Origin of the sequence: Paraflavitalea speifideaquila (assembly GCF_032395985.1) — a bacterium.
GTDB lineage: Bacteria > Bacteroidota > Bacteroidia > Chitinophagales > Chitinophagaceae > Paraflavitalea > Paraflavitalea speifideaquila.
Window position 1 is genome coordinate 4,249,005 of record NZ_CP135920.1, and the last position, 24,699, is coordinate 4,273,703.

The window sequence follows — 24,699 nt, forward strand, 5'->3', positions numbered from 1 at the left end:
GAGTGCGACTGGTATTAGCCTTGTATATATGGCTGTTCTGCGCTATCGGCAGGATAGGGCAGTGAAAATAAATAGTCGAAATCTATTTTTCCCAGAGGTCCTGCATATCATGGGCATGCACCTGCTTATAAAAGGAAGGGAAGAAGCGGAACAATCCTTCATACAGGAGTTCAATGGTCTTCAGGTAAGGTTTTTCCGATTGTGTGATCGTATCTAATGGTATCGCAATGGGGTAGGACTTTAGTTTAATAGCATCCTGCCTATCGGCTTCATAAATATCTACCTGGTGCGGGCCAAATGTATCGACCGGCATCAACATCATGGCCAGTTCAATATTCCATTCACCATTCAGGATAATGTTGTTGGGCACCAGCAATTCATCAGTTATGAATTGAACGAGGTAATCCGTCACTTTATGGGATAGGGAGGCCGGTGGGGCGATTCGCAGAGGAGTACTATCGAAAATGTTGATTCCATGAGATTGCAAGGTACAGCTTTCTATTTCTATACGCTTTAGCACAGCCAGCGTCCGGGCCTTATATACCTGTTGATTTAGCTGGATGAGTTTCTTATTTATGTTGTTTCTTAGGCTGTCTGTTGAAGCCTGTACCTGACGCCTGAGTAGCGTACAAAAAAGAAGGGGCTTAGCACCTTGTCTTTGACAATTCAGCTAAACCCCTTAATCGTTTTATTCACTTTGCGCTTCTTATTCCATTAAATACCACAAATCCAGGTTCAGACAGTTATACGTTGAACCTGAAATGCATGACATCACCATCCTTCACCACATATTCTTTGCCTTCAATGCGCAGCTTACCTACTTCGCGTGCAGCCGCTTCTGAACCAAACTGTACAAAATCAGTATAGGCAATTACCTCGGCCTTGATGAATCCTTTTTCAAAATCGGTATGGATCACACCGGCAGCCTGTGGCGCTTTCCAACCTTCATGGATGGTCCAGGCACGTACTTCCTGTACACCGGCAGTGAAATAGGTATACAGGTTGAGTAGTTTATAAGCGCTGGTGATGAGGCGATTCAGGGCTGGTTCCGTCATCTTATATTCTTCCATAAACAACTGACGGTCGGCAGGATCTTCCATTTCGGCAATCTGTGCTTCGATATTGTTGTTCATTACAATGATCTGGGCACCTTCTTCCTTAGCGGCTTTGGCCAGTGCTTCAGAGTATTTGTTACCCGTGTGCATAGAGGGTTCGTCTACATTGGCTACGTACAGTACCGGCTTTTCTGTTAGCAGGAACATATCGGCAATAGCGGCACGCTCTTCTTTGAGAGGTCCAGCGCACGGATGCTCTTACCTTGTTGCAGGTGGTTTTTACAACGTACCAGCACATCCAGTTCGGCCTTCATTTTGGGATCAACCCGGGCGGCTTTCTCTACACGCCCAATTTTGCGTTCTACACTGTCCAGGTCTTTTAACTGCAGTTCAGTATCGATGATCTCCTTATCGCTGATGGGATTGATGGCCCCTTCATCGCGGAGTACATTTTCGTCTTCAAAACAACGGATCACATGGATAATGGCATCCACTTCGCGGATATTACCCAGGAACTGGTTGCCCAATCCTTCTCCCTTGCTGGCGCCACGTACCAGGCCGGCAATGTCTACGATCTCTATCTGAGTAGGTACGATGCGATTGGGGATTACCAATTCGGCCAGCTTATTGAGCCGGGCATCGGGTACATCCACCAGGCCTACATTGGGTTCGATGGTACAAAAACGGTAATTGCTGGCCTGTGCCTTGGCACTATTGCTCACCGCATTGAACAGTGTTGATTTTCCTACGTTCGGTAGTCCTACGATGCCTGCTTGTAAAGCCATATTGTATTGATTTTCTATGATCGGCTGCTACCTGCAGCCTACCTTTAGGCGCGCAAAGATAAGCTGAAACAGGGATATAGAAACGCTTAAATAGGCCTTGGTCCATTTGTATGGAGTCAATTGAGTGTAAACCGGTTAGGGAATGCCAGCTTTGCCAGGCCAGTCTGCGGGAAATGGCACGGTAAAGGAGGCCGGGCAAGGGAATGCCCCAAAGAACGAGCCCCCAGGCGCTGATGCAGCAGCACTAGGGGTCTCGAAAATAAGCAGACCTGTTTTACTGGTCGCCAAACCGTCTGCCACTATTTAGCAAGGGCTACCGGCTTCTTCAGCTCCTGCAGCTCTTTTTTTAATTGTTCAATTTCGACCTGTTGCTGTTTTACAGAGGCTACCAATATGGGGATCAGGCTTTCCATATTCACCGTTTTGACGGTAGCCGTACGGTAGGTGTTTTTCCCAAATAGATAAGTATGGGTAGTACGCTTTATTAACTCCGGGAAAACAGCTTCTATTTCAGCAATGGTAAAACCATAATGCTTGCCCTGGGGCAATTTCAATTGTTTGGATTGCTGTTGATCGTATTCAAAAACCCCTGGTTCTAATTGCACCAGGCTTTGAACGGGATGTTCAATAGCCGCTACTTTCTTTGCACCACACCCGGATTGTTTTCCTGGCCAATGGCAACTGTAACAGCTAAAAGCAGGAAAGAAAAAATAATGTTTTTAGGATATATTGAGTTTTAGTAAACATACATAGCTTTTTAAAGATAAAAAGATACCACGGTAATGCGGGTATTACCGGCAAACAAGGGAACAGGGATGGCTCCTTTGGAAACAGATTAAATAATAGTTACATCGGGTGGGGGAGTAGGCACTGGTATTACCACAGCTTGCCGGTAGGCAATATTGCTGGGAATAACATAATCGGCAACAAAAATAGCGGTGCCTGGTGTATATAGTCAGATGAATGAGCACAGGGCAGGTAGTCGGTTCTAGCGTCGCCTTGTGCTTCTTCTGTACTTCTTTCGGTATTCGCATCCTCCTGGACGGCCATTGTTTCATTCACTATTGAATGGGAAACGCGGCCTGTCAGGATCATCAGTTCCGGCACAATGTCATTGCACAGGAACGCAGTGATAAGAAAATAACCAATGATATATTTTGTCCAATTCCGCTTCATAAACATGACCAATAAATATATGCTGTGTTTATATCCTTGCTGTTGCGCTGCAAATGTACGACGCAACGTTTATTTTCTAAAATGGTGAGAATATTATTAACATACGAATAAGAAAGGCGCAGTTTCAGTATTGTGAAAACAAAGATCCCGGCAACTGGACAAAGTCAGTGTACCGGGATCATTAAGTAATTGGTAAAGGATGTAGCTAGGGCTTGTTATCGTAGCTCACGCATTCCTTTAATTCCTTATCTGTGTAAGCCAGGCCGTATTGTTTCAAAACATCATCTGGCACCCCATTCCATTTATTGGGCTTGTTACCGGCATAGCCAATATCTTTTACACCCATTTCGGAGGTATAGAAACCGGTGGCGGTGAGGTTGCGGATCAGGTTGAAGAAAGCGACCCCTTGCGCCATTTCGGGCTTGGCTTTGGCAGGCCAGGCTATTTCGTCCACCATTTCCATTTGCTGTTTCTGATCGCAGTCCTTAAAGGCTTTTTCATACCGTTTAAGACATTGCATGTCCAACCAGCGCAGGCCGCCCCGCATGGGGATCTGGTGTTGCGGCATATCTTTTACAATAAATTCAATGAATTCGGGCACCTTGGCCTCAGAAGCGCTGCCACTCACTTCATCTTTGGGGATGATGATATCGCCCAGGATGGTAATGGTAGTCATTTCCTGTGGGGTGAAAAAGGTTTCGGCAGTAACCGCCTTATAGTGTGCCTCCTCTTCCTTCATACGGTCGATCGTGGAGCCGGTAGCACTGGCTTTGGCCTTGGCTTCCGCCGCTTTTTTATCCGCATCGCTATCATTGCAGGCTTCCAACAGTACGCCCGCCGAAAGGGTTCCTAATGCTAATGCTTTGAGGGATTTTCTTCTGTCCATAATTGTATATATGCTGGATTCTGAATAAAAGATCCTGAATTTCTTCCGAATGCTGTATGCTAAATGCTGTAGGCTGTTTTTACAGGTTTTGTTTCTTCATCTCATCAATAATGTATTCACTGGCCCGCATGGACAATGCCAGGATGGTCCAGGTGATATTCTTATCGGCTTGTGATACAAACTGACCGCCATCAACACAGAACAGGTTTTTACAATCATGCGCCTGGCTCCATTTGTTAAGGGCCGATTGTTTGGCATCATTACCCATCCGTACGGTGCCGGCTTCATGAATGATCTTACCAGGGGTATCGATACCGTAGTTGTTTTCGGCCGTACCATCATCGCCCCAGGTAATGATAGCACCCATATTGTGCATGATCTCCCGGAAGGTTTCTTTCATGTGTTTCACCTGTTTGATCTCATGTTCGGACCATTTTACATTGAATTTCAATACAGGGATGCCATATTTGTCAACCACATTGGGATCAATAGCGCAGTAGTTGCTGGCCAGGGAGAGTGCTTCACCACGGCCTGCCATGCCTACGCTGGCGCCATAGAAGAACCGGATATCTTCTTTCAGGGATTTGCCATAACCGCCGGCTTCTTTCTTTTGGCCGTTGACAGCATACTTACCGTTCATACCCTCGGTACCCCAACCTACACCATAAGCAGGCTGGCCCATACCACCCCAATATTCAATATGGTAACCGCGTGGGAAATCCAGTTTTTATTGTCGCCCCACCAGGGAGAATATACGTGCATACCACCTACACCGTCCTCATTGTACCGCTTACGGCCAAAAAGTTGTGGTAATACACCACCCATGGCGGTGCCGGTTGAATCGTGCAGGTATTTACCAACCACATCGCTGCTATTGGCCAATCCATTCGGATGGCGGGCTGATTTGGAGTTCAATAATAAACGGGCACTTTCGCAGGCACTGGCAGCCAATATCACTACACGGCCGTTCACCTGGTATTCGTTCATGTCGATCTTGTTCACATAAGAAATACCGGTGGCTTTTCCTTCCCGGTCGGTCAATACCTCGCGTGCCATTGCATCTGTTACCAGGTCCACATTGCCTGTAGCCAGCGCTGGTTTTACCAATACAGAAGAAGAGGAGAAATCGGCATAGGCATAAGAACAGGCCCGTCCGCACTGAGCGCAATAGATACATTCACCACGGTCTTTATTACCCGGCAGGGCCTTGGTAAGGATGGACAAGCGGGAGGGAATGACCGGTACGCCGGCTGCCATTCCTGCCTTCTTGATCATCAGTTCATGCAGGCGCGGCCTGGGAGGAGGTAGAAAGATGCCATCAGGGTCATTTTCCAGTCCTTCATTGGTGCCGAATACACCAATTAATTGATCTACCCGGTCGTAAAAAGGTTTGATATCCTCATAGCCAATGGGCCAATTTTCGCCCAGGCCGTCAATACTTTTGCGTTTGAAATCTTTTGGACCAAAACGGAGAGAGATACGGCCCCAGTGATTGGTACGTCCGCCCAACATACGGGCGCGCCACCAGTCCCATTCCGTTCCATTGGCCTTGGTATAGGGCTCTCCATCAATTTCCCATCCCCAGTAACAGGCATCAAAATCGCCAAAAGGACGGTACCTGGTGCTGGCTCCACGGCGGGGAGATTCCCAGGGATTCTTGAATTGGGTAATGTTGGTCTTGGGGTCATACATAGGTCCAGCCTCGATGAGACATACTTTCAATCCTGCATTGGCCAGGATATAAGTTGCCATGCCTCCACCAGCACCAGAACCAACAATTACCACATCATACTGCTTTGCACTTTTTTGATCTGCAGATCGCCCATATGGCAAGTTTAAATAATGAATATAAAAAGGTGGTATAAATGTATAAGATTTAGATGGTTTAACACAAATCAGCCAGTATTTTTTTATTAATGGCCATGCTTTCGTAACTTTCTATTCGGTTTTCTCCATCCAGGGCTGAAGATAGCTATCTATAACCATTTAGCAAAAAGCGGACTTTTAAACATCCATACTTTTTAACATGTTTTGATGTTATTTAAACCAGGCTACAGCAGCTTGTTTTCTACGCAATCGGTTTCGCCATCATTGATGAGATTGGCCTGTTCTGTTCAAGTAAATTTCCCCCTTTGCTTCCATGCCACTATACCTTGTTGCCGTTCTCCCTATTCGCTGGCACAATTCCTTGTGGCCGTATTGTTGTAGTTTTTCTGCAGCCTGCCAGACGGTTATGGCTTCCTTGCATGAACAGTACCAAGCTGTGGATACTTTGTTCATAGTAAGGGATTGCTTTCAACAATAAAATGAATGTCAGCCTATTCCGAACAGTCATCGTATCTTACTCCTGTTATTGGTGTTTTCCTGCATCGTAATTTTCTAATATGCCAATACAATTTTCGCATTAAGCCTGCGTTAAATAACTGTAAGGCTATTCGATAATATATTTCAATCCCTATGAACCCCAACATCCAAAACGACCAGGATTACCTGGCTGAGAAATTTAAATTATTGGAGAATCATACGATCCACGCCAGTAAAATTGCGATTCTGAAGATCCAAAGCTGGAAGTTTGCATTGAAAACACCTGAGGTAGGCTCCCGTTATCAACAGGCTGCCGAGGAAATGGTGAGGGAATCGCTGCTACGGTTTATACCTAACGAACTTGTATTAAGCGAAGAAGGTTTCTTTTTCGCCGCTCTTGATAACTAAACGTTTTCTTGCCTGCTTATTAATTCTAGGTGACACCTTGTGAAGGGGGTGTCACTTTTTTGGCGGCGGCTTTGTCCATACTACGACCCACAAAATAACCTGCCACTACACCGGCTGCTGTTCCTATTGTAAGCCATAGCAGGTCGGGCCCTGCAGATACATACGCTACAAAGAGTCCCAATACGCCCATAAAGACCATCATGATCTTAACGGCTTTTCCTTTTGCCTGTTGGCGGGAGCCTTTGGAAGAATGAGATGCATGTGCATGTTGATGCATGTGTTTGTGCCGATGCCTGCTTTGCGCCATATATTTATTTTCCTAAAAGTTACGAAGAAAATAGAAGTTACCTGGCGGTGAGCGTAAATCTGCGGGCAGCAATGGCAGTTTGCAATACCTGCTACCTCAATCAAAAGCTCTGCAGCCACATGAGTGCCTGGGCCAGGGCAATATCCTCTTGCTGGTGCAGGGGATCGGGCTTTATATAATCGTCGGGGATGATCTTGCCTTCGCAGATCTTGCCTGTTCTATCGGCTTCGCGGCAAATGGTGAGTACCAGTGTTGAGCCGTCGAAGAGGTCATAAGTGGTATTGGCAGTGGTAAATCCTGCTGTAGGTTCACCCATCAGGCGTACCTGGGGCATGCCTTTAAATGCAAGGGCCAGTATTTCGCCCGAACTGGATGTTTTGGGTCCGGTAAGTACTACGATCTGTTGCCGTTGCTCATCACTCAGTACTACTGGTTTGCTGGCCTTGCACATGACGGTACTGCCATGCATGGCAAGACCATCCTGGTATCGGATGCTCGTTACCCGGGCTTTCCGTACTAAATAACCGCATACGCCATTGCCCAGTAAGGCCCATGCCAACCAGCATTGGCCAGCAATTACCGCCACTGTTCTTGCGCAGGTCAATGATCCAACGGGTGGCGCCCCTGGCCGCAAGCTTACCAATAAGGGACTGCAGACTGTCGGCCAGCAGGGTACATACAGTGGTATCCGAAGTACTGATCCTGGGTACCACTATATAACCAATGCCGCCATCGGCTAATTCGGCTTCTATGGGGCCTACCAGCTCCTGAAGGGCAGGAACCCGTTTAAGATGGGCAATATTGTTGGTGTATAAATCGGTGTTCCGGGCGGGCATGATAAAGCTATGCGCGCCATTTACTTGTTGGAGGCATTGATTAATGACTACATGGGCATCCTGTGCAGCGTTGGCATCGGCCAACTGTTCACGGGCTACAGCCACCATCGAGTCCCAGGAGATTTCTTTCCTAAAAGGATTTTTGAATATAGGCCAGGGCCTGTTCAAATAAATGCACAGCGCTGTCCTGACCCGACAATAAAGTGGCAGCCATGGAAGAAACCGGCGATCTACCAGATTGTCCATAACTGAGGGATGCGATAAAAATAAACAGGAATAATAAACGCAGCATAAGCCGAATGGATCAATGATGAAATAGTTGATGAATCAGCCGCCCCAAACCCAACCTATCTTATTGGGTCAGATGCATACTGGCCGGAATTCCATAAATAGTCAGGCTTTGAGACCTTTTTTGCCATTTCCTCAGCCAGTTTGGCTGGTAGGGGCCGGCAGGCACCAGGTTGCTGATGCGCCAGGTGCCATTTTATGGGCTGTTCAAAATTGGTATTCCGGGGCATGTGGTGCTTTTCATGCCAGGCTTTGTTCAATTTCATATAGCTAAATATAGTCAATTAGCCCTGCTTCCCGAAAAAGTAAAACTGTTGCTCATATTCCCCATAACAACCTATTATTTTCCGCTTTCTCTCGTAGGCAGGGTTTTAGTAACCAATAAGGAAAAAGTGTTATGAGAGATTACGATGCAACGGAAAGCTGGATGGACGATCCGGTGTTGCCCAATATAAGGTCTAATAACGTGATCAATGTGAGTTGGCCCGAGCGGTTATTATCTGCCACTACAGGGGTGGCCCTGATTGGTCATGGTATGCGTCATTTTACCAAACATCCAGTAAAGAGTTTATTGCAGGGAATGGTTGGTGGGTTTTTATTGTACCGCGGTGCATCCGGCAATTGTCCGGCCTATACTGCCTTGGGTAAAACAAGGAATGTACGGCGTACGCCAGCCATTAATGTGCGTACCTCACTGGTGGTGAATAAACCCCGGCATGAAGTGTATCGTTTCTGGCGCAAACTGGAAAACCTGCCCTCCTTTATGCATCACCTGGCCGCTGTGCGGAAGTAGACCAGCTGCATTCCCGCTGGGAAGCCATTATCCCGGCCAATCTGGGCAGGATACGTTGGAATGCACAAATCGTAAAAGATGAATATGGCGTATTGCTGGGATGGCAATCTATTGCCGGTTCAGCAATAGAAAATGCAGGAAAGGTTGAATTCAGGGATGTGGAAGGAGGTACCGAATTGCGGGTGATCATTTCTTACCGGCCACCGGCAGGTGATATCGGTGTAGCCATTGGCAAGCTCATCAATCCGGCCTTTGAGCGGATCGTAGAACGCGATATCCATCAATTCAAAGTATATATAGAAGGGATTACACCAGCCGAATTTGAAGTAGTACCACATTAGTTATTAATCCGTACGCTATACAGAAAAAGCTGGTCGTTTGGGCGATCAGCTTTTTTGATATTAGCAAGTAATGGGTGGTTCATGCAGGAACCTGATTGTATCTTTAGCATTCAATCTTATTTTATGCAACCTGCCATTTTCCTCAATGATATCCATATACGTACCACCTTGCAACCTGGCGATATTGGTTATATTACCTACCTGCATGGTTGGATATACAGCAAAGAAAACAATTATGGCATTGCCTTTGAATCTTATGTAGCTGTAGGGCTCGCTGAATTTTATCAGCAATATGATGTTACCAGGGATCGTGTTTGGATCTGTGAGCACCAGGATAAGATAGTAGGCTTTTTGTTGCTGATGCACCGGGGCGACGCTGCCCAATTGCGTTATTTTGTGCTGCATCCCGGCTATCGCGGTATTGGCCTGGGTAAAAACTGATGGAATTGTACATGGCTTTCCTGCGTGAAGTAGGGTATAGCTCCTCTTATTTATGGACCACCAAAGAACTGCCCGCCGCCGCTGCTTTGTACAAAAACATGGGTTTGTAGTAGTTGAGGAGAAGCCTGCTGTAGCGCCTTTTGGTAAACCCGTCATCGAACAGCGGTATGAGTTGCAAACAAACTAACAATCGTTATCTTTGCAGGCATTCACTCTATTGAACCTCATAACATATTAAAGATCAGCTATATGAACAAACGTGAAGTATATATCATTTCGGCCGTACGTACCCCGATTGGAAGTTTTGGAGGAAGTCTTAAAGACTTCAGTGCTACCCAATTAGGCGCCATTGCTATTAAAGGGGCCCTGGAGAAGGCAGGCATCCAGCCCGCACAGGTACAGGATGTGCTGATGGGTTGTGTGATCCAGGCCAACCTGGGACAGGCTCCGGCCCGTCAGGCAGCCAAATTTGCCGGACTGCCCAATGAAGTGAATTGTACTACCGTCAATAAAGTTTGCGCCAGTGGTATGAAGGCCATTGCCCAGGCTGCTCAAAGCATTGCCCTGGGTGATGCGGATATTGTAGTGGCTGGTGGTATGGAAAGCATGAGTAATGTACCTTTTACGTAGACCAGATGCGCTGGGGTAATAAATACGGCAATGCGGGTTTAATCGATGGCTTAGCTAAGGATGGATTGACGGATGTATATGATGGCAAGGCCATGGGCAATGCTGCCGAACTGTGTGCACGCGAATGTGGAGTAAGCCGGGAAGAGCAGGATACTTTTGCTGTGGAGAGTTATCAACGCAGCCAGGCTGCCTGGGCAGCGGGTAAGTTCAATGATGAAGTAGTGCCTGTTTCCATTCCACAACGCAAGGGTGACCCGGTTTTATTTTCCAAAGACGAAGAACCTTACAATGTAAAATTTGATAAGATACCTGAGCTCAAACCAGCCTTTCAGAAAGATGGTTCTGTAACAGCTGCCAATGCATCGAATATGAATGACGGGGCTGCTGCATTGGTATTGATGAGCAAGGAAAAAGCGGATGAGCTGGGCTTAAAACCACTGGCTAAAATAGTTTCTTATGCCGATGCCGAACAGGCGCCTGAATGGTTTACCACCACACCAGCCATTGCGCTGCCCAAGGCAGTAGCCAAGGCAGGGCTCAACATGGATCAGATAGATTATTTTGAACTCAATGAAGCCTTCGCCGTTGTAGGCATTGAAAATACACGCCGCATGAAGCTGGATCCCGCCAAAGTAAATGTACATGGTGGTGCGGTAAGCATTGGTCATCCCCTGGGAGCCAGTGGCGCCCGTATCATTGTTACCCTGATCAATGTGCTGAAACAAAACAATGCTCAATATGGAGCAGCAGGTATTTGTAATGGGGGCGGAGCCAGTGCCATGGTGATCAGTTTATGAGTAGCCTTACCATACGAATAGCTACCGCGGAAGATGCGAGTGTAATTGCCGACCTAAGCCGGAAAACGTTCTACGATTCCTTTGCTGCCGACAATACCCCGGAGGATATCGAGAAGTTCATGAATGAACAATTTACCCGGGAAAAGCTCATAGCCGAAGTATCCGATCCGGCCAGTATCTTTTACTGGCACTCATGGAGGGTGAGATCGCTGGGTATGCCCGCCTTCGTGAAGTACCCAATCCGCCTGAATTGGGTGATGAACCTTCCATTGAAATTGCCCGCATATATGCGGTTACCAATAACATCGGCAAAGGGGTAGGAAGTACCTTGATGCAGCAATGCCTTGATATTGCCCGGGAAAAAAAGAAATCCCTGGTTTGGTTGGGGTATGGGAGTACAACCACCGCGCTATCGCTTTTTATACCAAATGGGGATTCCAGAAATTCAGTCAACACCTATTTGTAGTAGGCAATGATCCGCAAACGGACTGGATGATGAAAAAGGAATTATAAAGCATAAAGAGCAAAGTACGCAGACAATACACAACTACCCGGTGTGTATGCTGCGCACTTTGCCACTGTGATATACCAAGTGAATACTAAGCGGCTTCAACAATGGCCAGCTGTTTGGCGCCAAGCAATAATATCTCACTTACCAGTATCTCTGTAGTAAACCGTTTGACGCCATCCTTATCCAGGTAACTACGGTTTACCAGCTTCCTTCTACAGCTACTTCTTTTCCTTTCAAGAGGTATCGCTCGGCTATTTCTGCCATTTTGCCCCAGGCTACCAATTGGTGCCATTGGGTTTCTGTAACTTTTTCGCCCAGGGTATTCCTGTAGGTTTCATTGGTCGCCAAAGAAAAACGGGCCCATTTTTTTCCCTTTTCTGTAAGTCTTACGTCCGGTACATTGCCTAAATGTCCAATCAATTGAACCTTGTTTCTAAGTGCGTACATAATGCTAATATTTAAGAGTTGATAGATACTTTATTCCAGGCTAGCCTTGCCTCGCTGCCAACACAAATATGCACCTCCCGGAAATCCATAGTCGGTTATTAGTCGTTTATAGTCGGATGTAAGTGTTTGTAAACGTTTGTAAGTGCTTACAAACGCCTTTCATAATACGATCCATGTTCATAAACAGCTGACTATGAATCTAGAACCAAGAAATTGTCCTGCTTGTGGGAAACCCGTTAAAGGAAGGGCCGATAAAAGATTTTGCGATGATTATTGTCGCAACAATTACAATAACCAGTTAAATAGTGATTCCGTCAACTATGTGCGCAACGTGAACAATATTTTACGCCGTAACAGGCGTATATTGGAAGAAACCATGAATGGCGTAGAGAAAGCCACTTCCCGGACCAAGGCCGAGCTGGCTAAAAAGGCTACCGGTTTGATTACTTTACCAGCATTTTCACCAATAAGGAAAAAGAAACCTATTATTATTGTTATGAGTTTGGCTTCAAAGAAATAGATCAGGATAAGTGCATCATTGTTCGCAACAAAACACAAAAGCTATTGGAGCCGGGCGTCAAGGGGTAGACCTTAGTTAGGGGCCTTGGACACGATACAACAAACAGGCGCGGGTTGCATTTTCTGGAAGGTTGTTGATGCTATCACAAAACCACCATCTTGTAAACTGGTTGTTGCTTTTTCAGCAATGGCCTTTATTTTTCCATTCCAGTGGTGGGCGGAGGTTGAAAGAATAAATAAAAGGTGCCACCTGGCGCCAGGCATTGCCGTATGATGCCCAGCTCAATATTGGCCTTGGCCAGAAACAGGTTTACATTAAAAGCAAAGATGATGTTGTAATGGGAGTGGGGGAGTTGCACTTCACTGAACTCGCCGGTGCAAAGTGTCAATTGCCGGTTTTTGATCCAGGGCTGGTATCGGTTGGCAGCTTTTTGGGCCATGGATGTTGATCGCTCCACTGCCGTAAGGCTGCCTGATGTAAGTACAGCCATGATAGGAGGGATGGCGGCACCTGCTCCATACCCAATTTCCATTACCTGGTGGGTAGGCTCAATAGCCAACCTGGATAAAGCCCAGGATATGCGTTCGGGCAGGTTCATCCTGCATATTTAATAAAAAACCGGCTTCATCCAAAAGGACAAAACCGGTAAGACGGGGCAGTGCTGATAACTGCCCCTAACCGTAACACCAACGGAACCTACTTTCCTCTTGTGACTGGCCTATGGCGCATCCAGCGCCCACATTAACCTTTCTACAGGCAGCAGTATTTCCTTTTCCTGCAAGGGGCCAGTGCAAGGATAACCCCGACCAGGAGGTGATAGCTTTCCCGATACCAGGCATAGAATACCCGATACCAGCACAATTGGCAATACAAGTTTTTTCATGGCTTACTTATTAATGAACAGGCTATACTATTATAGTAGATAAGTTTAACCAGTGGTTTGCTGCATGATAAACAGGCTATTCAACCAGTGGAAGGATGAACCCCACCAGCTTTTGATACCTGCCGCAGTATCTTATTGGTGGGATGGAAACGGTGATTCGGGGTTTGAATGCGCCGTTGGTGCCGGATACTACCCGGCACTTTTTTCCAGGATTGATTGTACCAGCTCTTTGTAACTTCTGCCAATGGGGATCAGTTTACTGCTGATCTCTACATCGGTAGCTGTAAATGCATCGATCTTGTCCTTGGCAACAATAAAAGAACGGTGTATTCGCAGGAAATTGTTTTTGGCCAACAGTTCTTCTATCTGTCCCAACTGGAATTTGGTGAGTATATTCTTGGTTTTGGTATAGATGCGGATATATTCTTTAAGGCTTTCGATGTATAAGATCTCATCGAGGTATACTTTCACTTTCTTTTTACTCACATTAAAGAACAGGTAGGCCCTTTCGGCACCTGGCATGAGTGAGGTAATACTAACAGCCGGTACAGGCGATTGCTTGAGTTTGTTGACGGCCATTAGGAACCGGCTGAATTCAATAGGCTTCAACAGGTAATCTACTATATTGTATTCATAGCCTTGCAAGGCATATTCATGATAGGCAGAGGTAATAATGATATGAGGCGGCAGTTTCAACGTTCGGATGAAATCAAACCCTTTTAGTTTGGGTAGATGAATGTCCAGGAAAATAAGATCGATCTTTTGCTGCTGGAGTAATTCCATGGCAAAAATAGCATCACTGGCTACCCCTTTCAGTTCAAGAAATGGTACCTGCCGGATATAATCCTGCAATACTTCAGCCGCCAGTGGCTCATCTTCAATAATTAGGCAATGATATCGTTGCATCGTTGTTAAGATTAATGGTGAGGTGAATGGCAAAACGGTCCTTCTGGTTATCAACTCGTAAATGGTGTTCCTGGTACATCAGTTCCAATTGGCGACGCACATTACTAAGTCCAATATTGTCGGTAACCGTAGTTTCACCATTTTCTTCCTTTGAGTTCTCAATACAAAATTGTAACTGGCCTTCCTTCAAATGGACCTTGATATGAATAAAGGAATCGAACCTGGTTTCACTGGCGCCATGTTTAAATGCATTTTCAATGAACGGCAATAGCAATAAAGGTGCTATTAACTGATTGGTGTCATCTATTTCTTTTTCAAATTGGATACTAAGCCGTTCATTGTACCGTATTTTTCCAGTTCCAGGTAGTCTTCTATCATCCGTAGCTCAGCACTGACAGGTATTCGCTCTTTACGCGATTCATACAGCATGAAGCGTAGCAGCTTGAGAGTTTCATCACCACATCGGCCGTATCGTCGGACTTTTTACGCGCCAGCGCGTAAATATTATTCAGTGTATTGAACAGGAAGTGCGGATTGGTTTGTGTACGCAGGAACTTCAATTCGGCTTCCAGCTTTTCCTGGAGCAACTTTTTCTCCCGCATCCGGACCTGCCAATTCATACGCAGGAATTTCATCGACACGGCTATGGCCCCCACAAAAATAATATCCAGGGAATTGGCAAGAAGCCTTTTGGGGTTCCAAAACCCGCCCTCTGACCAGGGGTTGTGGAGTAGCCTGGGTACTACATAATAATACAATATGTTACGGTAGATGGCAACACATACCATAAGGACAGGAATGGTCATTAATATCAGCCATGGCAACTGCTTGTTGTTGTTAACTGCCCGACCTACAACCCATAAGATAAAATAGGTAAATAATATTTTTGCCGGAAACAGGCATAGGACGGTACGGAAAGCCAACCATAGCCTGGTACCCACCGTTACAGAAGGAAAATAAGAATTGAACCAGGCATACTCCACCAGTGTTTCGTGCACCATGTATACCAGCCAGAAAAAATATGTAGTCGTAATCTGTTCTTCACCGTATAAAAATCGTAAAAAGTGTGATGACTACCGGTAAAATTGTACTAAACGCAGCTTGGAACATATAAACAACACCTCATTATTTCTTATTTCCGATACCCAATTCGCTCCATCACCTCTTCTTTCTGGTATTTGGATATGGGCACCTGGTATTTGCCAATATGCAGGATATTGCCTTCCACCGCCCCAATGGCTTGCATATTTACCAGGTACGACTTGTGTGGCTGAATAAATATACCCGGCGGCAGGCTTTCCTGCAACCCTTTTAAGGTAGAATGGGTAATGAATTTCTTTTCTGCCGTATAAATGGCCACATAATTTTCCATGGCCTCTGCAAACAAGATATCGGCAAACCTGATCTTTTCCAGGCGGCTGTCGGTTTTGATAAAGATATGAGCCTGTTCGGATGCTGCGGTGGGTTGAAAATAATCAAAAGCTTTATTGGCCGATCTTAAAAAGCGATCAAAAGAAATAGGTTTCAGCAGGTAATCCAATACATCCAGCTCATAACCCCGGATGGCGTATTGTTCATAAGCTGTGGTAAAGATCACTTTCGGGGGCTGGGCCGCTTGCTGCAGAAAATCAATGCCCGTGATATAAGGCATTTCAATGTCCAGGAAAAGCAGGTCCACCGGCTGTTTTTAAGGATGGTGTTGAGCTGGAGAGCATCTTCACAAGTGCCTACCAGCTGTAGAAAATCTATTTTCTCTACATAACCCTGTAATCCTTTACGGGCCATGGGCTCATCATCTGTAATAATGCAGGTTATTGTTCGCGGCATCAGTCTAGTTTTAACTGTAGTTCGGCCCAAAATTCATCCGGCTGTTTCTCTGTACGCAAGGTACTTTTTCCGGAATACAGGAGCTCAAGTCTTCTTTTCAGGTTTTCCAGCCCAATACCGCTATTGGCTTTCACTGGCATATTCAAAGGGATGGAATTGGTGACTGTAAACTGCAGCTGGTTATTGATAAGCTTGGCCTCTATATGGAGTTTGTACCGGCCTCCTACATATTTAAAGGCATTTTCTACCAGGGGCAGCAACAATAGGGGGTATACCTGCTGTCCATTCAGTCCGGGATCAAAATGAACCGTTAGCTGAAGTTTTTCAGAAGTTCGCACCTGTTGCAGCTCAATGAAATTGGTGAGGTACTGTATTTCCTGGCTTAGTGGTACTGTTTGCTGCTGGTCGTACAACTGGTAACGCAGCAAGCCCGAGAATTTCTCAATACTCTTTTTAGCGGCCTGTACGTCCTCATCCATCTGAAAATAGACCGTGTTCAGGGCATTGAACAGGAAGTGTGGATGGTATTGGGCCTTCAGGAACTTCAATTCTGTTTGCAAATGATCATTGGTGATCTTTTCCAGTTTCACCTTATTGTCGATATAGGCTTTCAGTAATTTATTGCTCCGTATTACCGTATAATAGATCAGGTTATACAACAGGGGAATCACATTGATAATCGCAAAATCGCCCCAAGACAAACCATCATCCGTTAAAGCAACCATCGGCGTCATCACCAGGTTTACCCCTACCTCGGTTACCACAAAACCCAAAGTAATTCCCGCATAATGGTTTTGGAACTGGCCCCTGCTGCCAGGTAGTTGTCGAAATGCCGGAATACCCGCTGCATGGCAAAATAGATGATATAACCCATCAATACGGTAAAGCCGATCTCAATAAAATTCAACAACAAAGGGCGCTCCCAGAATTTATCATCGGCCAATGTATCATTGATCAGCCGTATTGTAGCATAGATCAACAGTCCATACAAAGGAGGGGTAAGGTATCTCCATGCTCTTTTCATGAATAGAAAGTTACGATTTAATGCGTCAATCGTGAATCGGCAGTCGTAAATTGGGCTAATAGTAAAGACACATGGGGATAAGCGGCGTCTGGTTCCTTACCTGGACTACTCACCACCCGGCACTCCAACTACGACGGCTGACTCATGTTTTAAGAATTGTTCTTTTGTTTTGTAAGGAGATTGCTGATTACTTCCGCCAGGAGCCGGTTCCTGCTTCTCCTTCGGTTTCATACCAAATAAGAATCGCATTACTCCAAAGGGGCGGATCAGTAAATGGTAAATACTCATGGATACAAAGAAGGTGGCACCAACGGTAAACAGGTATTTCATGAGGATGGATTCTTGCACCTGCACGATATAGTATACCAGTACCAGCATCACCGATTGATGTAATATATAGAAAGGGTAAACTGCCTGGTTGATATAGTCCAGTGCTTTGTGCCTTTTGTTCATGTATTTCTTGCCATACCCCAGACCCGTTAATACCCAACTCCAGGCCATGATAGGAGTGAGTGCTAAAAAGCATAAGTGCGCCAGTCTGAACGCCAGTTGGCAATCGTATCCCAGGGCTCGTGATCATTCCAGCGTATATAATTGATCAGTATAAAAGAGAGAAAAGCAATGGTAAAGGATAACCGGCGGTTCCTTTCGATACTTTCCATCAGTGCAGGAATGGCCATACAGAGAAAGCCTACCAACAGGAACTGCAGCCAGTAGAAAAAATTGCACCAGTCATGGATCAGGTCATTCGTGCCCGGAAATTTAAGGACCAGGCTGGTATAGATGATGATACCAGGGATGATCAATATATAAATACGGTTGCCTTTGCCCAGGCCTTGTAATTGGCGAAGGGCATTTTGCCCTTTTTCGCTAAAGGTCCATTTAAACAAGGGGGTGAATACCACATCATAAATAAACAGGTAGAGGATGAACCACAGGTGATGCCAGCTAAAGCTGCCTCCTGAGGGATAGGGCTTGAATTCAAAAACGGTAGCCCAAAAGTCCCAATAACTGCCAGTATAGCCCTGGTTGAGCCTTTCTACATAGATCTGGGGCGGCACCACCACCAGCATTCCGAATAAGAGCGGTATAAGCAGCCGTCTGAAGCGCAGGCCCACAAAGGCCAGGCCCGATTTACTTTTGAGCATAAAATAGGCTACCGTGCCAGATATGAAGAACAGTAGCGGCATCCTAAACCGGCTTAGCCAAAAATTAAGTTCCAGAAGCAGATTACTGGTCTCTTTATTCTTAATATGCCATTCCCATTCGGCTACATAAGCCATGGCGGAATGGAAGAACAATACACCTAAAATGGCGAGGATGCGCAGCCAGTCTAAATAACTTTGACGGGAGGAAACAGTTTGCATGGTTGGTTATTTTTTACAAACCTAGCTTCGGGCCAAGGGAGGGAGAAATCCGTTTGACGTACGGACAGTTTAGGGTGGTCTAAGGACAAGACTTCCGTATTCCAATTTGTTTATCTGCCTCTCAACCAATAATTTTGCGTCGCCCGATGAAGGTCTTAATGCAGTCGGGAGCATAGAAAAATTAAACTAAATAACCGGATGGCAAGATTAATAGCATTTCGTGAAGCGCTGCGCGAAGCGATGAGCGAAGAAATGAGAAGAGATCCTAATGTATTCCTGATGGGTGAAGAAGTAGCAGAATACAATGGCGCCTATAAGGTTAGCCAGGGTATGCTGGATGAGTTTGGCCCCAAAAGAGTAATTGATACCCCGATCGCTGAATTGGGTTTTACCGGTATTGCCGTGGGCGCTGCACAGAATGGCCTCCGTCCTATTGTTGAGTTTATGACCTGGAACTTTGCCGTTCTGGCTTTAGATCAAATTTTAAATACTGCTTCTAAAATGCTGGCAATGAGCGGTGGGCAAATTAGTTGCCCCATCGTATTCCGTGGTCCCAACGGTTCTGCCGGTCAATTGGGCGCTCAGCACTCTACCGCATTCGAGAGCTACTATGCCAATATTCCCGGTATTAAAGTGATTTCTCCTTCCAACCCATACGATGCCAAAGGATTGATGAAATCGGCCATCCGCGACAATGATCCGGTGATGTTCATGGAAAGTGAAGTAATGTATGGCGATAAAGGTGAGGTACCTGAAGAAGAATACCTGATCCCCATTGGCAAAGCTGATGTGAAAAGGCAAGGCCGCGATGTGACCATCGTTTCCTATAATAAGATGATGAAAGTAGCCCTCGGAGCTGCTGCCGAACTGGAAAAAGAAGGTATCAGCGCAGAAGTAATTGACCTGCGTACCATTCGTCCGCTTGACTGGCATACCATCGTGGAAAGTGTAAAGAAAACCAACCGCCTGGTAATTGTAGAAGAGCAGTGGCCCATGTGCTCGGTATCTTCTGAAATTGCTTACCGTATTCAGAAAGAGGCATTTGATTACCTCGATGCGCCCATCCGCCGTATCACTGCCGCTGATGCGCCCCTGCACTATGCCCCTAATCTGGTAGCCGCCGCGTTGCCCGATGTGCCCCGCACCGTGGCACTGGTGAAGGAAGTGATGTATGTGAAGAAGTAACAATGTGAATCGTCATTGGTGAATGGGACAGACGAATAGCTGGTTCCTGATAATCTTCAATCCCGGGGTTTGTGCTCCGGGATTTTTTGTGCCAACACCTCGGGAAATCGATTGCGTTAATTATCCGTAACTCCTGTTCAAATAAACGTATTATCATTATCTTCCCTATTCCAAACAACATCACTATTATGATCCGACTAACGATTGCGTGTTTTTTGACTATCTGTTCTTTTACCTGTTTCAGCCAGCAGCCTGGTTATACTCCTTCTTTGCAAAATATGGAGTCCCGCAAATGGTTCGACAGTGCCCGCTTTGGCATGTTCATTCATTGGGGTGCTTCCAGCGTATTGGGGCATGGCGAATGGGTTATGAACCAGCGAAACATCCAGGTACCGGAATACCGCCGGTTGATCAATATCTTCAATCCTATTAATTTCGATGCCAGGGCCTGGGTAAGTACGGCCAAAAATGCCGGTATGCAATATATTACCCTTATTACCCGCCACCACGATGGGTTTAGCTTATGGGATACCAAACAGTCGGACTGGAATATCATGGGCACACCCTACGGTAAGGACATTGTAAAACAAATGGCCGATGAGTGCCATCGCCAGGGTCTCAAGTTGTTCTTTTATTATTCCCTGCTGGATTGGTACCGCACTGACTACCAATATGAAACTGGCCGTACAGGTAAAGGCACTGGCCGGACAGAAAAAGCAACTGGCCCAGCTATATCAACTTTATGAAAGCCCAGTTGACCGAATTACTTACCAATTACGGAGAAGTAGCCGGCATCTGGTTCGATGGTCATTGGGATCAACTGGAAAATGACCATAATAAGACAGCTGTGTCTAAGGTGGATTGGAAATACGATGAGATTTACAGCCTCATTCACCGGCTGCAGCCTCAATGTATGATTAGCAATAACCACCACCTGACGCCTATTCCGGGAGAAGACTTCCAGGCGTTTGAAAAGACCTGCCCGGTGGCAACACTACAGGATTTGGCGGAGCCTCGGTATCAACGCTGCCACTGGAGACCTGCGAAACCATCAACGACTCCTGGGGTTTTAATATCACTGACCGCAATTACAAATCCAATAAAGCCCTGGTACATTACCTGGTAAAAGCTGCCGGTCACAATGCCAATTTTCTGCTGAATATCGGACCCATGCCCAATGGGGTTATTCAGCCAGAGTTTACCGATCGACTGAATGCTATGGGGCAATGGTTGAAGCAATATGGCACCACCATCTATGGTACCAAAGGTGGGTTTATAGCCCCGCAAGATTGGGGTGCTGTAACCGAGAAGGGCAATACCGTGTATTTACACTTGCTCAAAGCGCCTGAAGAAAAGTTATTCCTGAAGATCCCCTATAAGATCAAATCCATTAAAACCTTCACTGGCAAAGCGCCCGTAAAATTCCAGGTACTACCGGATAATTATGTGGTGATCGATGTGAAAACCGTTCCGAAAGAGGAGTATGATACGGTACTGGAAGTGGAGGTGACGAAGTAAAATACAAATGCCGGCCAAACGCCGGCATTCTTTTTGCTTGCTATACAGTCATCCGACCTATTCAATAATTTTTATTGCGGAAGAACAAAGCATAAGAAAAGCATAAACGGCGCCTAAAAGAACACCTCCTAAAATCGTTAAACGCATAATAGTTTTGCTGAATGAGGGGTGCTGAGCATTGATCTGAGCCTTCATAGGGACACTTTTTGGGATTAGATAATAGTTTTTCAAAGGATGATGCTGGTACTAAAGTAATAAGCAAGGTTAAATATTGCAATAGGACTTTTACGAAGTTCATCTACCAGCGCCTTAACTGCTGTTGCGTAAATGTCCATTCCGGGGTTTCTATAATTGGTTCATTACCTGCTTTATACCAGGGATTCAAGGTTTGATCCATAGGATTTTTTAGAATATGAATGCTTTGGGCGGGCATATAGCTTTGCGCCAGCAGGTAGATCTTTTCTCCGGCCTTATTAATCGCCACATCCATTACCATTACTGCATGGCCCGGCGAGCCTCCCTTGATCAATACATCCCCGGCTGGATATCGGTAAAAGAGGCTACCTGCTTCAATTGTTTTTCCAGCGAAAGGGTACCACACCAGGCATAGACCTGCTCCAGGTATTTTTCAAACTTGTTTTGATCGGCGCCGGCGGGGCAGCTGTATTTCTTCCCATTATTATCCGAAAACCAGCTGCGGCTGTACAGGCCACGCCGGTAAAAGAATTCCGCCCGCAGGCGCATCACGGCATCGGCACACTGTTGCAGGTCTTTTTACCAACCGGTATATCCAGTACCGCATATTGCGCCCCCTGGAAAGGTTTCAAACGCCCGTCAAAGAGATATACCTTATTATCGGCTTTCAGGGATACCTGCCGGAGCCAACGGGCAAAGTCTGCATCCCGGCCATCCATTCGGCTATAGCCGGCCGGCAGGGCTATATCACTCACTTTTAGTAAGGGTGGGGAACCCGTAGTGCCGGAATTGGCGCCTGGCTGGGCGGCCATTTCCTGGCAACCGCTCAAAAACGGCAGGATAATTGACAGGAGGAGGATAGAAAAATTAGCAGCCCTGCGGTCGATACAGTTCATTATTTTTGGATTTAATTAGATGAGATAAGCAGGATTTATTTTTCCATAGCAAAAGACTGTTAAGTATATGTCAAACATTTTAATTATCGACGACGAAAAGGCGATCCGTAAAACATTGAGCGAAATCCTATCCTATGAAGGGTACAAGATCGACGAGGCAGGGGATGGAGAAGAGGGGTTGAAACGGTTCAAAGAGAAAAGTTATGACGTTGTACTGTGTGATATCAAAATGCCCAAACTGGATGGCATTGAGTTTCTGGATAAAGCCCGGGAAGCCAATCCCGATGTGCCTGTGATCATGATCTCCGGCCACGGCACCATCGAAACGGCGGTAGAAGCTGTTAAGAAAGGAGCCTATGATTATATTTCCAAACCACCCGATCTGAACCGCCTGCTGATCACCATCCGCAATGCCATGGATAAAACCAACCTGGTGGCGGAAACCAAGGTACTCAAGCGTAAGGTGAGTAAGGTAGAAGAAATGATCGGTGAGTCCGGCCCAATTGCCCGGATCAAAGAAACCATTGAAAAAGTAGCTCCTACCGATGCCCGCATACTCGTAACGGGCGAAAATGGAGTGGGAAAGGAACTGGTAGCCCGCTGGGTACATGAAAAAGCAACCGCGTATCCGGCCCCTTGATTGAAGTGAACTGCGCTGCTATTCCCAGTGAGCTGATAGAAAGTGAACTCTTCGGTCATGAAAAAGGTTCATTTACCTCGGCCGTCAAACAACGTATTGGCAAGTTTGAGCAAGCCCATGGCGGCACTTTGTTCCTGGACGAAATTGGAGATATGAGCCTTAGCGCACAGGCCAAGGTATTGAGAGCGCTGCAGGAAGGAAAGATTACCCGGGTAGGAGGGGATAAAGACATTAGTGTGGATGTGCGGGTGATTGCGGCTACCAATAAAGACCTGCTGCAGGAAGTGGACGATAAGAATTTCCGGCTCGATCTATACCACCGCCTTAGTGTGATCATCATCCATGTGCCTTCCCTCAACGATCGCCGGGACGATATTCCCTTACTGGTAGATAAATTCCTGGGAGATATCTGTGCTGATTATGGCATTGCGAAGAAAGGTATCGAAGCCGATGCCCTGGCTGCCCTCAAACACCACAACTGGACCGGTAATATCCGTGAATTGCGCAATGTAGTTGAGCGATTGATTATCCTGTCGGGTAAAACGATCGTAAAGGAGGATGTTGAGACCTACGTATTGCCGAGGAAATAGCTATTACCTGTGTTATCATATTTAGTCCATTGGAATAATCCAATAAACTTGTTGTTTCCTGGCCGTCCTACTACCTTACAATTACTTACTCATAAATCCCGACAAGGCCTTCCTTAGTTGATTCTTTATCGACTTTGGGAAATTGTCTTTGATCCAGAGTTTGATCTTGCCCTTGGTGGTGCTGCGTGCCAGTTGCCGGTAGTGGTTTTCGTGCATATTGGCGTAATAACATACCTTCTTTCGAGTGGTCTCATAACCTTCTGCCACCAGGTCCTTACGGTATTCCTGGAACAGTTCAACTAAAATCGAGAAGTCACTGTCCTGGTACCGGTCCTGCTGATCAGTGAAAAGCTTATTACCCGATATGTTTACGTTACTATAATGGTAAATGGCCAGTCCATAACTGTTGTTGACCATCACTTTATTATTAATACGGGTAATACTGCGTTCCATCAGGTTCCAATAGCCCACATTGTAACCGGGGTGTTTTACCACCACTACCTTGTCGAAGAATACCGGCGCCAGGATGATCCATTTCTGGTCGTAGAAAAGTCCCGCTTTCCAGTCTACATAACTATAATGCCTCAGGCGGTCCCGCCACCAGGTAATGAAGCGCAGGGTATTTTCATTTACGGTAACCGAGATCAGGCCCAGGTTATAAGTACCGGTGGCCAGGTAGGATATTTCATTGGGTGTTTTGCCGTCAAATGGCTGCGGCTGCAATAGGTGAGGGAAAAGCAGGATATCGCCTTGTTGGTGCAGTTGGGTAATTTCATCCAGCTTTTCGTAGATCACCATATCCGGGTCGATGAACAGGATATGCTCGGCTTGCGGGTATTTCCGGGCAAAATATTCCAGGTAAAAAGGTTTCAGCGCATTTTTGATATCACTCACCCCATAATGGATAGCCATCCCCATCAGGTCTTCAATGCCAGCTTCATCACAGGGAATTACGTTAAAACCATCATACCAGTTAGACAGGTCCACCTCGCGTTTGTCGCAAAGGCCGATGAAAAAGGCATAATCCGGGTTATGTGCTTTCAACGATTTGCCTACTACCCGCGCCAGGGAAAGGAAGCTATTGGTACATATTGTAAAAGCGATCTTCATGTTCCATTTATTATTTATACTACTCCTCTCAAC

Annotated in this window: 40 protein-coding genes and 2 pseudogenes; 15 read left to right on the forward strand and 27 right to left on the reverse strand. The window is 46.1% G+C overall.

Annotation, left to right across the window (positions count from 1 at the left end; genetic code table 11):
* Positions 1 to 82 precede the first annotated feature (82 nt).
* From RS881_RS29060 to RS881_RS29095, 8 genes are all read right to left on the reverse strand, one after another.
* On the reverse strand, positions 83 to 487 hold the full coding sequence (locus tag RS881_RS29060) for a hypothetical protein (RefSeq protein WP_315824321.1): 405 nt from the start codon (positions 485 to 487) through the stop codon (positions 83 to 85).
* 256 nt (positions 488 to 743) lie between these two features.
* Positions 744 to 1,262 carry a DUF933 domain-containing protein gene (locus RS881_RS61755; RefSeq protein ID WP_315824322.1) on the reverse strand — a complete coding sequence of 173 codons (519 nt, stop codon included), beginning with the start codon at positions 1,260 to 1,262 and terminating at the stop codon, positions 744 to 746.
* On the reverse strand, positions 1,250 to 1,840 hold the full coding sequence (locus tag RS881_RS61760; protein WP_315824323.1) for a GTPase: 591 nt from the start codon (positions 1,838 to 1,840) through the stop codon (positions 1,250 to 1,252). Before RS881_RS61760 ends, RS881_RS61755 begins: the two co-directional genes overlap by 13 nt.
* 299 nt (positions 1,841 to 2,139) lie before the next feature.
* Positions 2,140 to 2,445 carry a hypothetical protein gene (locus RS881_RS29075; RefSeq protein ID WP_315824324.1) on the reverse strand — a complete coding sequence of 102 codons (306 nt, stop codon included), beginning with the start codon at positions 2,443 to 2,445 and terminating at the stop codon, positions 2,140 to 2,142.
* Positions 2,446 to 2,716: 271 nt separating this feature from the next.
* Positions 2,717 to 3,082: a hypothetical protein gene (locus tag RS881_RS29080; protein WP_315824325.1), complete on the reverse strand. Its 366-nt coding sequence runs from the start codon at positions 3,080 to 3,082 to the stop codon at positions 2,717 to 2,719.
* A 139-nt stretch (positions 3,083 to 3,221) separates the two neighbouring features.
* The gene (locus RS881_RS29085) at positions 3,222 to 3,902 is read right to left on the reverse strand and encodes a gluconate 2-dehydrogenase subunit 3 family protein (RefSeq protein ID WP_315824326.1); all 681 of its coding nucleotides are present in this window, start codon (positions 3,900 to 3,902) and stop codon (positions 3,222 to 3,224) included.
* Between the two features lie 79 nt (positions 3,903 to 3,981).
* On the reverse strand, positions 3,982 to 4,584 hold the full coding sequence (locus RS881_RS29090) for a GMC oxidoreductase (protein WP_315824327.1): 603 nt from the start codon (positions 4,582 to 4,584) through the stop codon (positions 3,982 to 3,984).
* Positions 4,560 to 5,687 (reverse strand): GMC family oxidoreductase N-terminal domain-containing protein, encoded by a 1,128-nt coding sequence (locus RS881_RS29095; RefSeq protein ID WP_315824328.1) that lies wholly within the window; start codon positions 5,685 to 5,687, stop codon positions 4,560 to 4,562. The genes RS881_RS29090 and RS881_RS29095 overlap by 25 nt, the downstream gene beginning before the upstream one ends.
* A gap of 672 nt (positions 5,688 to 6,359) precedes the next feature.
* Between RS881_RS29095 and RS881_RS29100 the strand changes: the two genes are divergently transcribed.
* Complete coding sequence (locus RS881_RS29100; protein ID WP_315824329.1) at positions 6,360 to 6,614, forward strand: hypothetical protein; 255 nt, start codon at positions 6,360 to 6,362, stop codon at positions 6,612 to 6,614.
* A 25-nt stretch (positions 6,615 to 6,639) separates the two neighbouring features.
* On the opposite strand, the gene RS881_RS29105 is transcribed toward RS881_RS29100, so the two are convergent.
* The 4 genes from RS881_RS29105 to RS881_RS29120 form a co-directional block, all read right to left on the reverse strand.
* Positions 6,640 to 6,891: a hypothetical protein gene (locus RS881_RS29105; protein WP_315824330.1), complete on the reverse strand. Its 252-nt coding sequence runs from the start codon at positions 6,889 to 6,891 to the stop codon at positions 6,640 to 6,642.
* A gap of 130 nt (positions 6,892 to 7,021) precedes the next feature.
* Positions 7,022 to 7,372, reverse strand: coding sequence for a S41 family peptidase (locus RS881_RS29110; RefSeq protein WP_315824331.1), 351 nt, complete (start codon positions 7,370 to 7,372; stop codon positions 7,022 to 7,024).
* Complete coding sequence (locus tag RS881_RS29115; RefSeq protein WP_315824332.1) at positions 7,338 to 7,865, reverse strand: S41 family peptidase; 528 nt, start codon at positions 7,863 to 7,865, stop codon at positions 7,338 to 7,340. Before RS881_RS29115 ends, RS881_RS29110 begins: the two co-directional genes overlap by 35 nt.
* A 22-nt stretch (positions 7,866 to 7,887) precedes the next feature.
* Positions 7,888 to 8,049 carry a hypothetical protein gene (locus RS881_RS29120; RefSeq protein WP_315824333.1) on the reverse strand — a complete coding sequence of 54 codons (162 nt, stop codon included), beginning with the start codon at positions 8,047 to 8,049 and terminating at the stop codon, positions 7,888 to 7,890.
* Positions 8,050 to 8,442: 393 nt separating this feature from the next.
* Between RS881_RS29120 and RS881_RS29125 the strand changes: the two genes are divergently transcribed.
* The 7 genes and pseudogenes from RS881_RS29125 (at position 8,443) to RS881_RS62335 (ending at position 11,560) form a co-directional block, all read left to right on the forward strand.
* On the forward strand, positions 8,443 to 8,838 hold the full coding sequence (locus RS881_RS29125) for a YgaP-like transmembrane domain (RefSeq protein WP_315824334.1): 396 nt from the start codon (positions 8,443 to 8,445) through the stop codon (positions 8,836 to 8,838).
* Positions 8,839 to 8,930: 92 nt separating this feature from the next.
* On the forward strand, positions 8,931 to 9,179 hold the full coding sequence (locus RS881_RS29130) for an SRPBCC family protein (protein ID WP_315824335.1): 249 nt from the start codon (positions 8,931 to 8,933) through the stop codon (positions 9,177 to 9,179).
* Between the two features lie 81 nt (positions 9,180 to 9,260).
* Positions 9,261 to 9,620 carry a GNAT family N-acetyltransferase gene (locus RS881_RS29135; protein WP_315824336.1) on the forward strand — a complete coding sequence of 120 codons (360 nt, stop codon included), beginning with the start codon at positions 9,261 to 9,263 and terminating at the stop codon, positions 9,618 to 9,620.
* Between the two features lie 249 nt (positions 9,621 to 9,869).
* Positions 9,870 to 10,250, forward strand: coding sequence for a thiolase family protein (locus tag RS881_RS29140; protein WP_315824337.1), 381 nt, complete (start codon positions 9,870 to 9,872; stop codon positions 10,248 to 10,250).
* Positions 10,251 to 10,255: 5 nt separating this feature from the next.
* Positions 10,256 to 11,047 carry an acetyl-CoA C-acyltransferase gene (locus tag RS881_RS29145; RefSeq protein ID WP_315824338.1) on the forward strand — a complete coding sequence of 264 codons (792 nt, stop codon included), beginning with the start codon at positions 10,256 to 10,258 and terminating at the stop codon, positions 11,045 to 11,047.
* A gap of 193 nt (positions 11,048 to 11,240) precedes the next feature.
* Positions 11,241 to 11,396: pseudogene (locus tag RS881_RS62330) on the forward strand (GNAT family N-acetyltransferase); the annotation flags it as partial.
* Between the two features lie 29 nt (positions 11,397 to 11,425).
* Positions 11,426 to 11,560: an N-acetyltransferase gene (locus tag RS881_RS62335; RefSeq protein ID WP_315824340.1), complete on the forward strand. Its 135-nt coding sequence runs from the start codon at positions 11,426 to 11,428 to the stop codon at positions 11,558 to 11,560.
* Between the two features lie 196 nt (positions 11,561 to 11,756).
* On the opposite strand, the gene RS881_RS29160 is transcribed toward RS881_RS62335, so the two are convergent.
* Positions 11,757 to 11,978, reverse strand: a complete 222-nt coding sequence (locus RS881_RS29160; protein WP_315824341.1) for a single-stranded DNA-binding protein — start codon at positions 11,976 to 11,978, stop codon at positions 11,757 to 11,759.
* A gap of 220 nt (positions 11,979 to 12,198) precedes the next feature.
* Between RS881_RS29160 and RS881_RS29165 the strand changes: the two genes are divergently transcribed.
* A complete protein-coding gene (locus RS881_RS29165) occupies positions 12,199 to 12,525 on the forward strand; it encodes a DNA gyrase inhibitor YacG (RefSeq protein ID WP_315824342.1) in 327 nt (108 codons plus the stop codon).
* A 193-nt stretch (positions 12,526 to 12,718) separates the two neighbouring features.
* Here RS881_RS29165 and RS881_RS29170 read toward each other — a convergent pair whose 3' ends face one another.
* The 10 genes from RS881_RS29170 to RS881_RS29215 all read right to left on the reverse strand — a co-directional run bounded on the left by RS881_RS29170 (position 12,719) and on the right by RS881_RS29215 (position 18,532).
* Positions 12,719 to 13,123: a class I SAM-dependent methyltransferase gene (locus RS881_RS29170; protein ID WP_315824343.1), complete on the reverse strand. Its 405-nt coding sequence runs from the start codon at positions 13,121 to 13,123 to the stop codon at positions 12,719 to 12,721.
* Positions 13,124 to 13,243: 120 nt separating this feature from the next.
* Positions 13,244 to 13,408 (reverse strand): hypothetical protein, encoded by a 165-nt coding sequence (locus RS881_RS29175; RefSeq protein WP_315824344.1) that lies wholly within the window; start codon positions 13,406 to 13,408, stop codon positions 13,244 to 13,246.
* A gap of 189 nt (positions 13,409 to 13,597) precedes the next feature.
* The gene (locus RS881_RS29180) at positions 13,598 to 14,314 is read right to left on the reverse strand and encodes a LytR/AlgR family response regulator transcription factor (RefSeq protein ID WP_315824345.1); all 717 of its coding nucleotides are present in this window, start codon (positions 14,312 to 14,314) and stop codon (positions 13,598 to 13,600) included.
* Positions 14,286 to 14,582, reverse strand: coding sequence for a LytS family sensor histidine kinase (locus RS881_RS29185; RefSeq protein WP_315824346.1), 297 nt, complete (start codon positions 14,580 to 14,582; stop codon positions 14,286 to 14,288). Before RS881_RS29185 ends, RS881_RS29180 begins: the two co-directional genes overlap by 29 nt.
* A 106-nt stretch (positions 14,583 to 14,688) precedes the next feature.
* The gene (locus RS881_RS29190) at positions 14,689 to 15,315 is read right to left on the reverse strand and encodes a histidine kinase (protein WP_315824347.1); all 627 of its coding nucleotides are present in this window, start codon (positions 15,313 to 15,315) and stop codon (positions 14,689 to 14,691) included.
* A 131-nt stretch (positions 15,316 to 15,446) separates the two neighbouring features.
* Complete coding sequence (locus tag RS881_RS29195) at positions 15,447 to 15,992, reverse strand: LytR/AlgR family response regulator transcription factor (protein WP_315824348.1); 546 nt, start codon at positions 15,990 to 15,992, stop codon at positions 15,447 to 15,449.
* Positions 15,993 to 16,140: 148 nt separating this feature from the next.
* The gene (locus tag RS881_RS29200; RefSeq protein WP_315824349.1) at positions 16,141 to 16,905 is read right to left on the reverse strand and encodes a sensor histidine kinase; all 765 of its coding nucleotides are present in this window, start codon (positions 16,903 to 16,905) and stop codon (positions 16,141 to 16,143) included.
* Positions 16,899 to 17,165: a hypothetical protein gene (locus tag RS881_RS29205; RefSeq protein ID WP_315824350.1), complete on the reverse strand. Its 267-nt coding sequence runs from the start codon at positions 17,163 to 17,165 to the stop codon at positions 16,899 to 16,901. Before RS881_RS29205 ends, RS881_RS29200 begins: the two co-directional genes overlap by 7 nt.
* Before the next feature lie 105 nt (positions 17,166 to 17,270).
* Positions 17,271 to 17,666 carry a hypothetical protein gene (locus tag RS881_RS29210; RefSeq protein WP_315824351.1) on the reverse strand — a complete coding sequence of 132 codons (396 nt, stop codon included), beginning with the start codon at positions 17,664 to 17,666 and terminating at the stop codon, positions 17,271 to 17,273.
* Positions 17,667 to 17,680: 14 nt separating this feature from the next.
* On the reverse strand, positions 17,681 to 18,532 hold the full coding sequence (locus RS881_RS29215; RefSeq protein WP_315824352.1) for an acyltransferase family protein: 852 nt from the start codon (positions 18,530 to 18,532) through the stop codon (positions 17,681 to 17,683).
* Positions 18,533 to 18,730: 198 nt separating this feature from the next.
* On the opposite strand from RS881_RS29215, the gene RS881_RS29220 reads away from it, so the two are divergent.
* From RS881_RS29220 to RS881_RS29235, 4 genes are all read left to right on the forward strand, one after another.
* On the forward strand, positions 18,731 to 19,717 hold the full coding sequence (locus tag RS881_RS29220) for a pyruvate dehydrogenase complex E1 component subunit beta (protein WP_315824353.1): 987 nt from the start codon (positions 18,731 to 18,733) through the stop codon (positions 19,715 to 19,717).
* Positions 19,718 to 19,995: 278 nt separating this feature from the next.
* A complete protein-coding gene (locus tag RS881_RS29225) occupies positions 19,996 to 20,463 on the forward strand; it encodes an alpha-L-fucosidase (protein ID WP_315824354.1) in 468 nt (155 codons plus the stop codon).
* Positions 20,460 to 20,843, forward strand: coding sequence for an alpha-L-fucosidase (locus tag RS881_RS29230; protein WP_315824355.1), 384 nt, complete (start codon positions 20,460 to 20,462; stop codon positions 20,841 to 20,843). Before RS881_RS29225 ends, RS881_RS29230 begins: the two co-directional genes overlap by 4 nt.
* On the forward strand, positions 20,792 to 21,235 hold the full coding sequence (locus RS881_RS29235; protein WP_315824647.1) for an alpha-L-fucosidase: 444 nt from the start codon (positions 20,792 to 20,794) through the stop codon (positions 21,233 to 21,235). Before RS881_RS29230 ends, RS881_RS29235 begins: the two co-directional genes overlap by 52 nt.
* A gap of 298 nt (positions 21,236 to 21,533) precedes the next feature.
* On the opposite strand, the gene RS881_RS29240 is transcribed toward RS881_RS29235, so the two are convergent.
* The 3 genes from RS881_RS29240 to RS881_RS29250 are packed head-to-tail and all read right to left on the reverse strand — an operon-like array spanning position 21,534 to position 22,326.
* Positions 21,534 to 21,764, reverse strand: coding sequence for a DUF4846 domain-containing protein (locus tag RS881_RS29240; RefSeq protein ID WP_315824356.1), 231 nt, complete (start codon positions 21,762 to 21,764; stop codon positions 21,534 to 21,536).
* Complete coding sequence (locus RS881_RS29245; protein ID WP_315824357.1) at positions 21,761 to 21,982, reverse strand: hypothetical protein; 222 nt, start codon at positions 21,980 to 21,982, stop codon at positions 21,761 to 21,763. Before RS881_RS29245 ends, RS881_RS29240 begins: the two co-directional genes overlap by 4 nt.
* Positions 21,979 to 22,326 carry a DUF4846 domain-containing protein gene (locus RS881_RS29250; RefSeq protein WP_315824358.1) on the reverse strand — a complete coding sequence of 116 codons (348 nt, stop codon included), beginning with the start codon at positions 22,324 to 22,326 and terminating at the stop codon, positions 21,979 to 21,981. The genes RS881_RS29245 and RS881_RS29250 overlap by 4 nt, the downstream gene beginning before the upstream one ends.
* A gap of 67 nt (positions 22,327 to 22,393) precedes the next feature.
* Between RS881_RS29250 and RS881_RS62340 the strand changes: the two are divergent.
* Positions 22,394 to 23,262, forward strand: a pseudogene (locus tag RS881_RS62340) (sigma-54-dependent transcriptional regulator); the annotation flags it as partial.
* A 48-nt stretch (positions 23,263 to 23,310) separates the two neighbouring features.
* Positions 23,311 to 23,556, forward strand: coding sequence for an AAA-type ATPase lid domain-containing protein (locus tag RS881_RS62345; RefSeq protein WP_484557638.1), 246 nt, complete (start codon positions 23,311 to 23,313; stop codon positions 23,554 to 23,556).
* Between the two features lie 81 nt (positions 23,557 to 23,637).
* Here the strand turns inward: RS881_RS62345 and RS881_RS29260 are convergent, their stop codons facing one another.
* The gene (locus RS881_RS29260; RefSeq protein WP_315813964.1) at positions 23,638 to 24,666 is read right to left on the reverse strand and encodes a hypothetical protein; all 1,029 of its coding nucleotides are present in this window, start codon (positions 24,664 to 24,666) and stop codon (positions 23,638 to 23,640) included.
* Between the last annotated feature and the right edge of the window lie 33 nt (positions 24,667 to 24,699).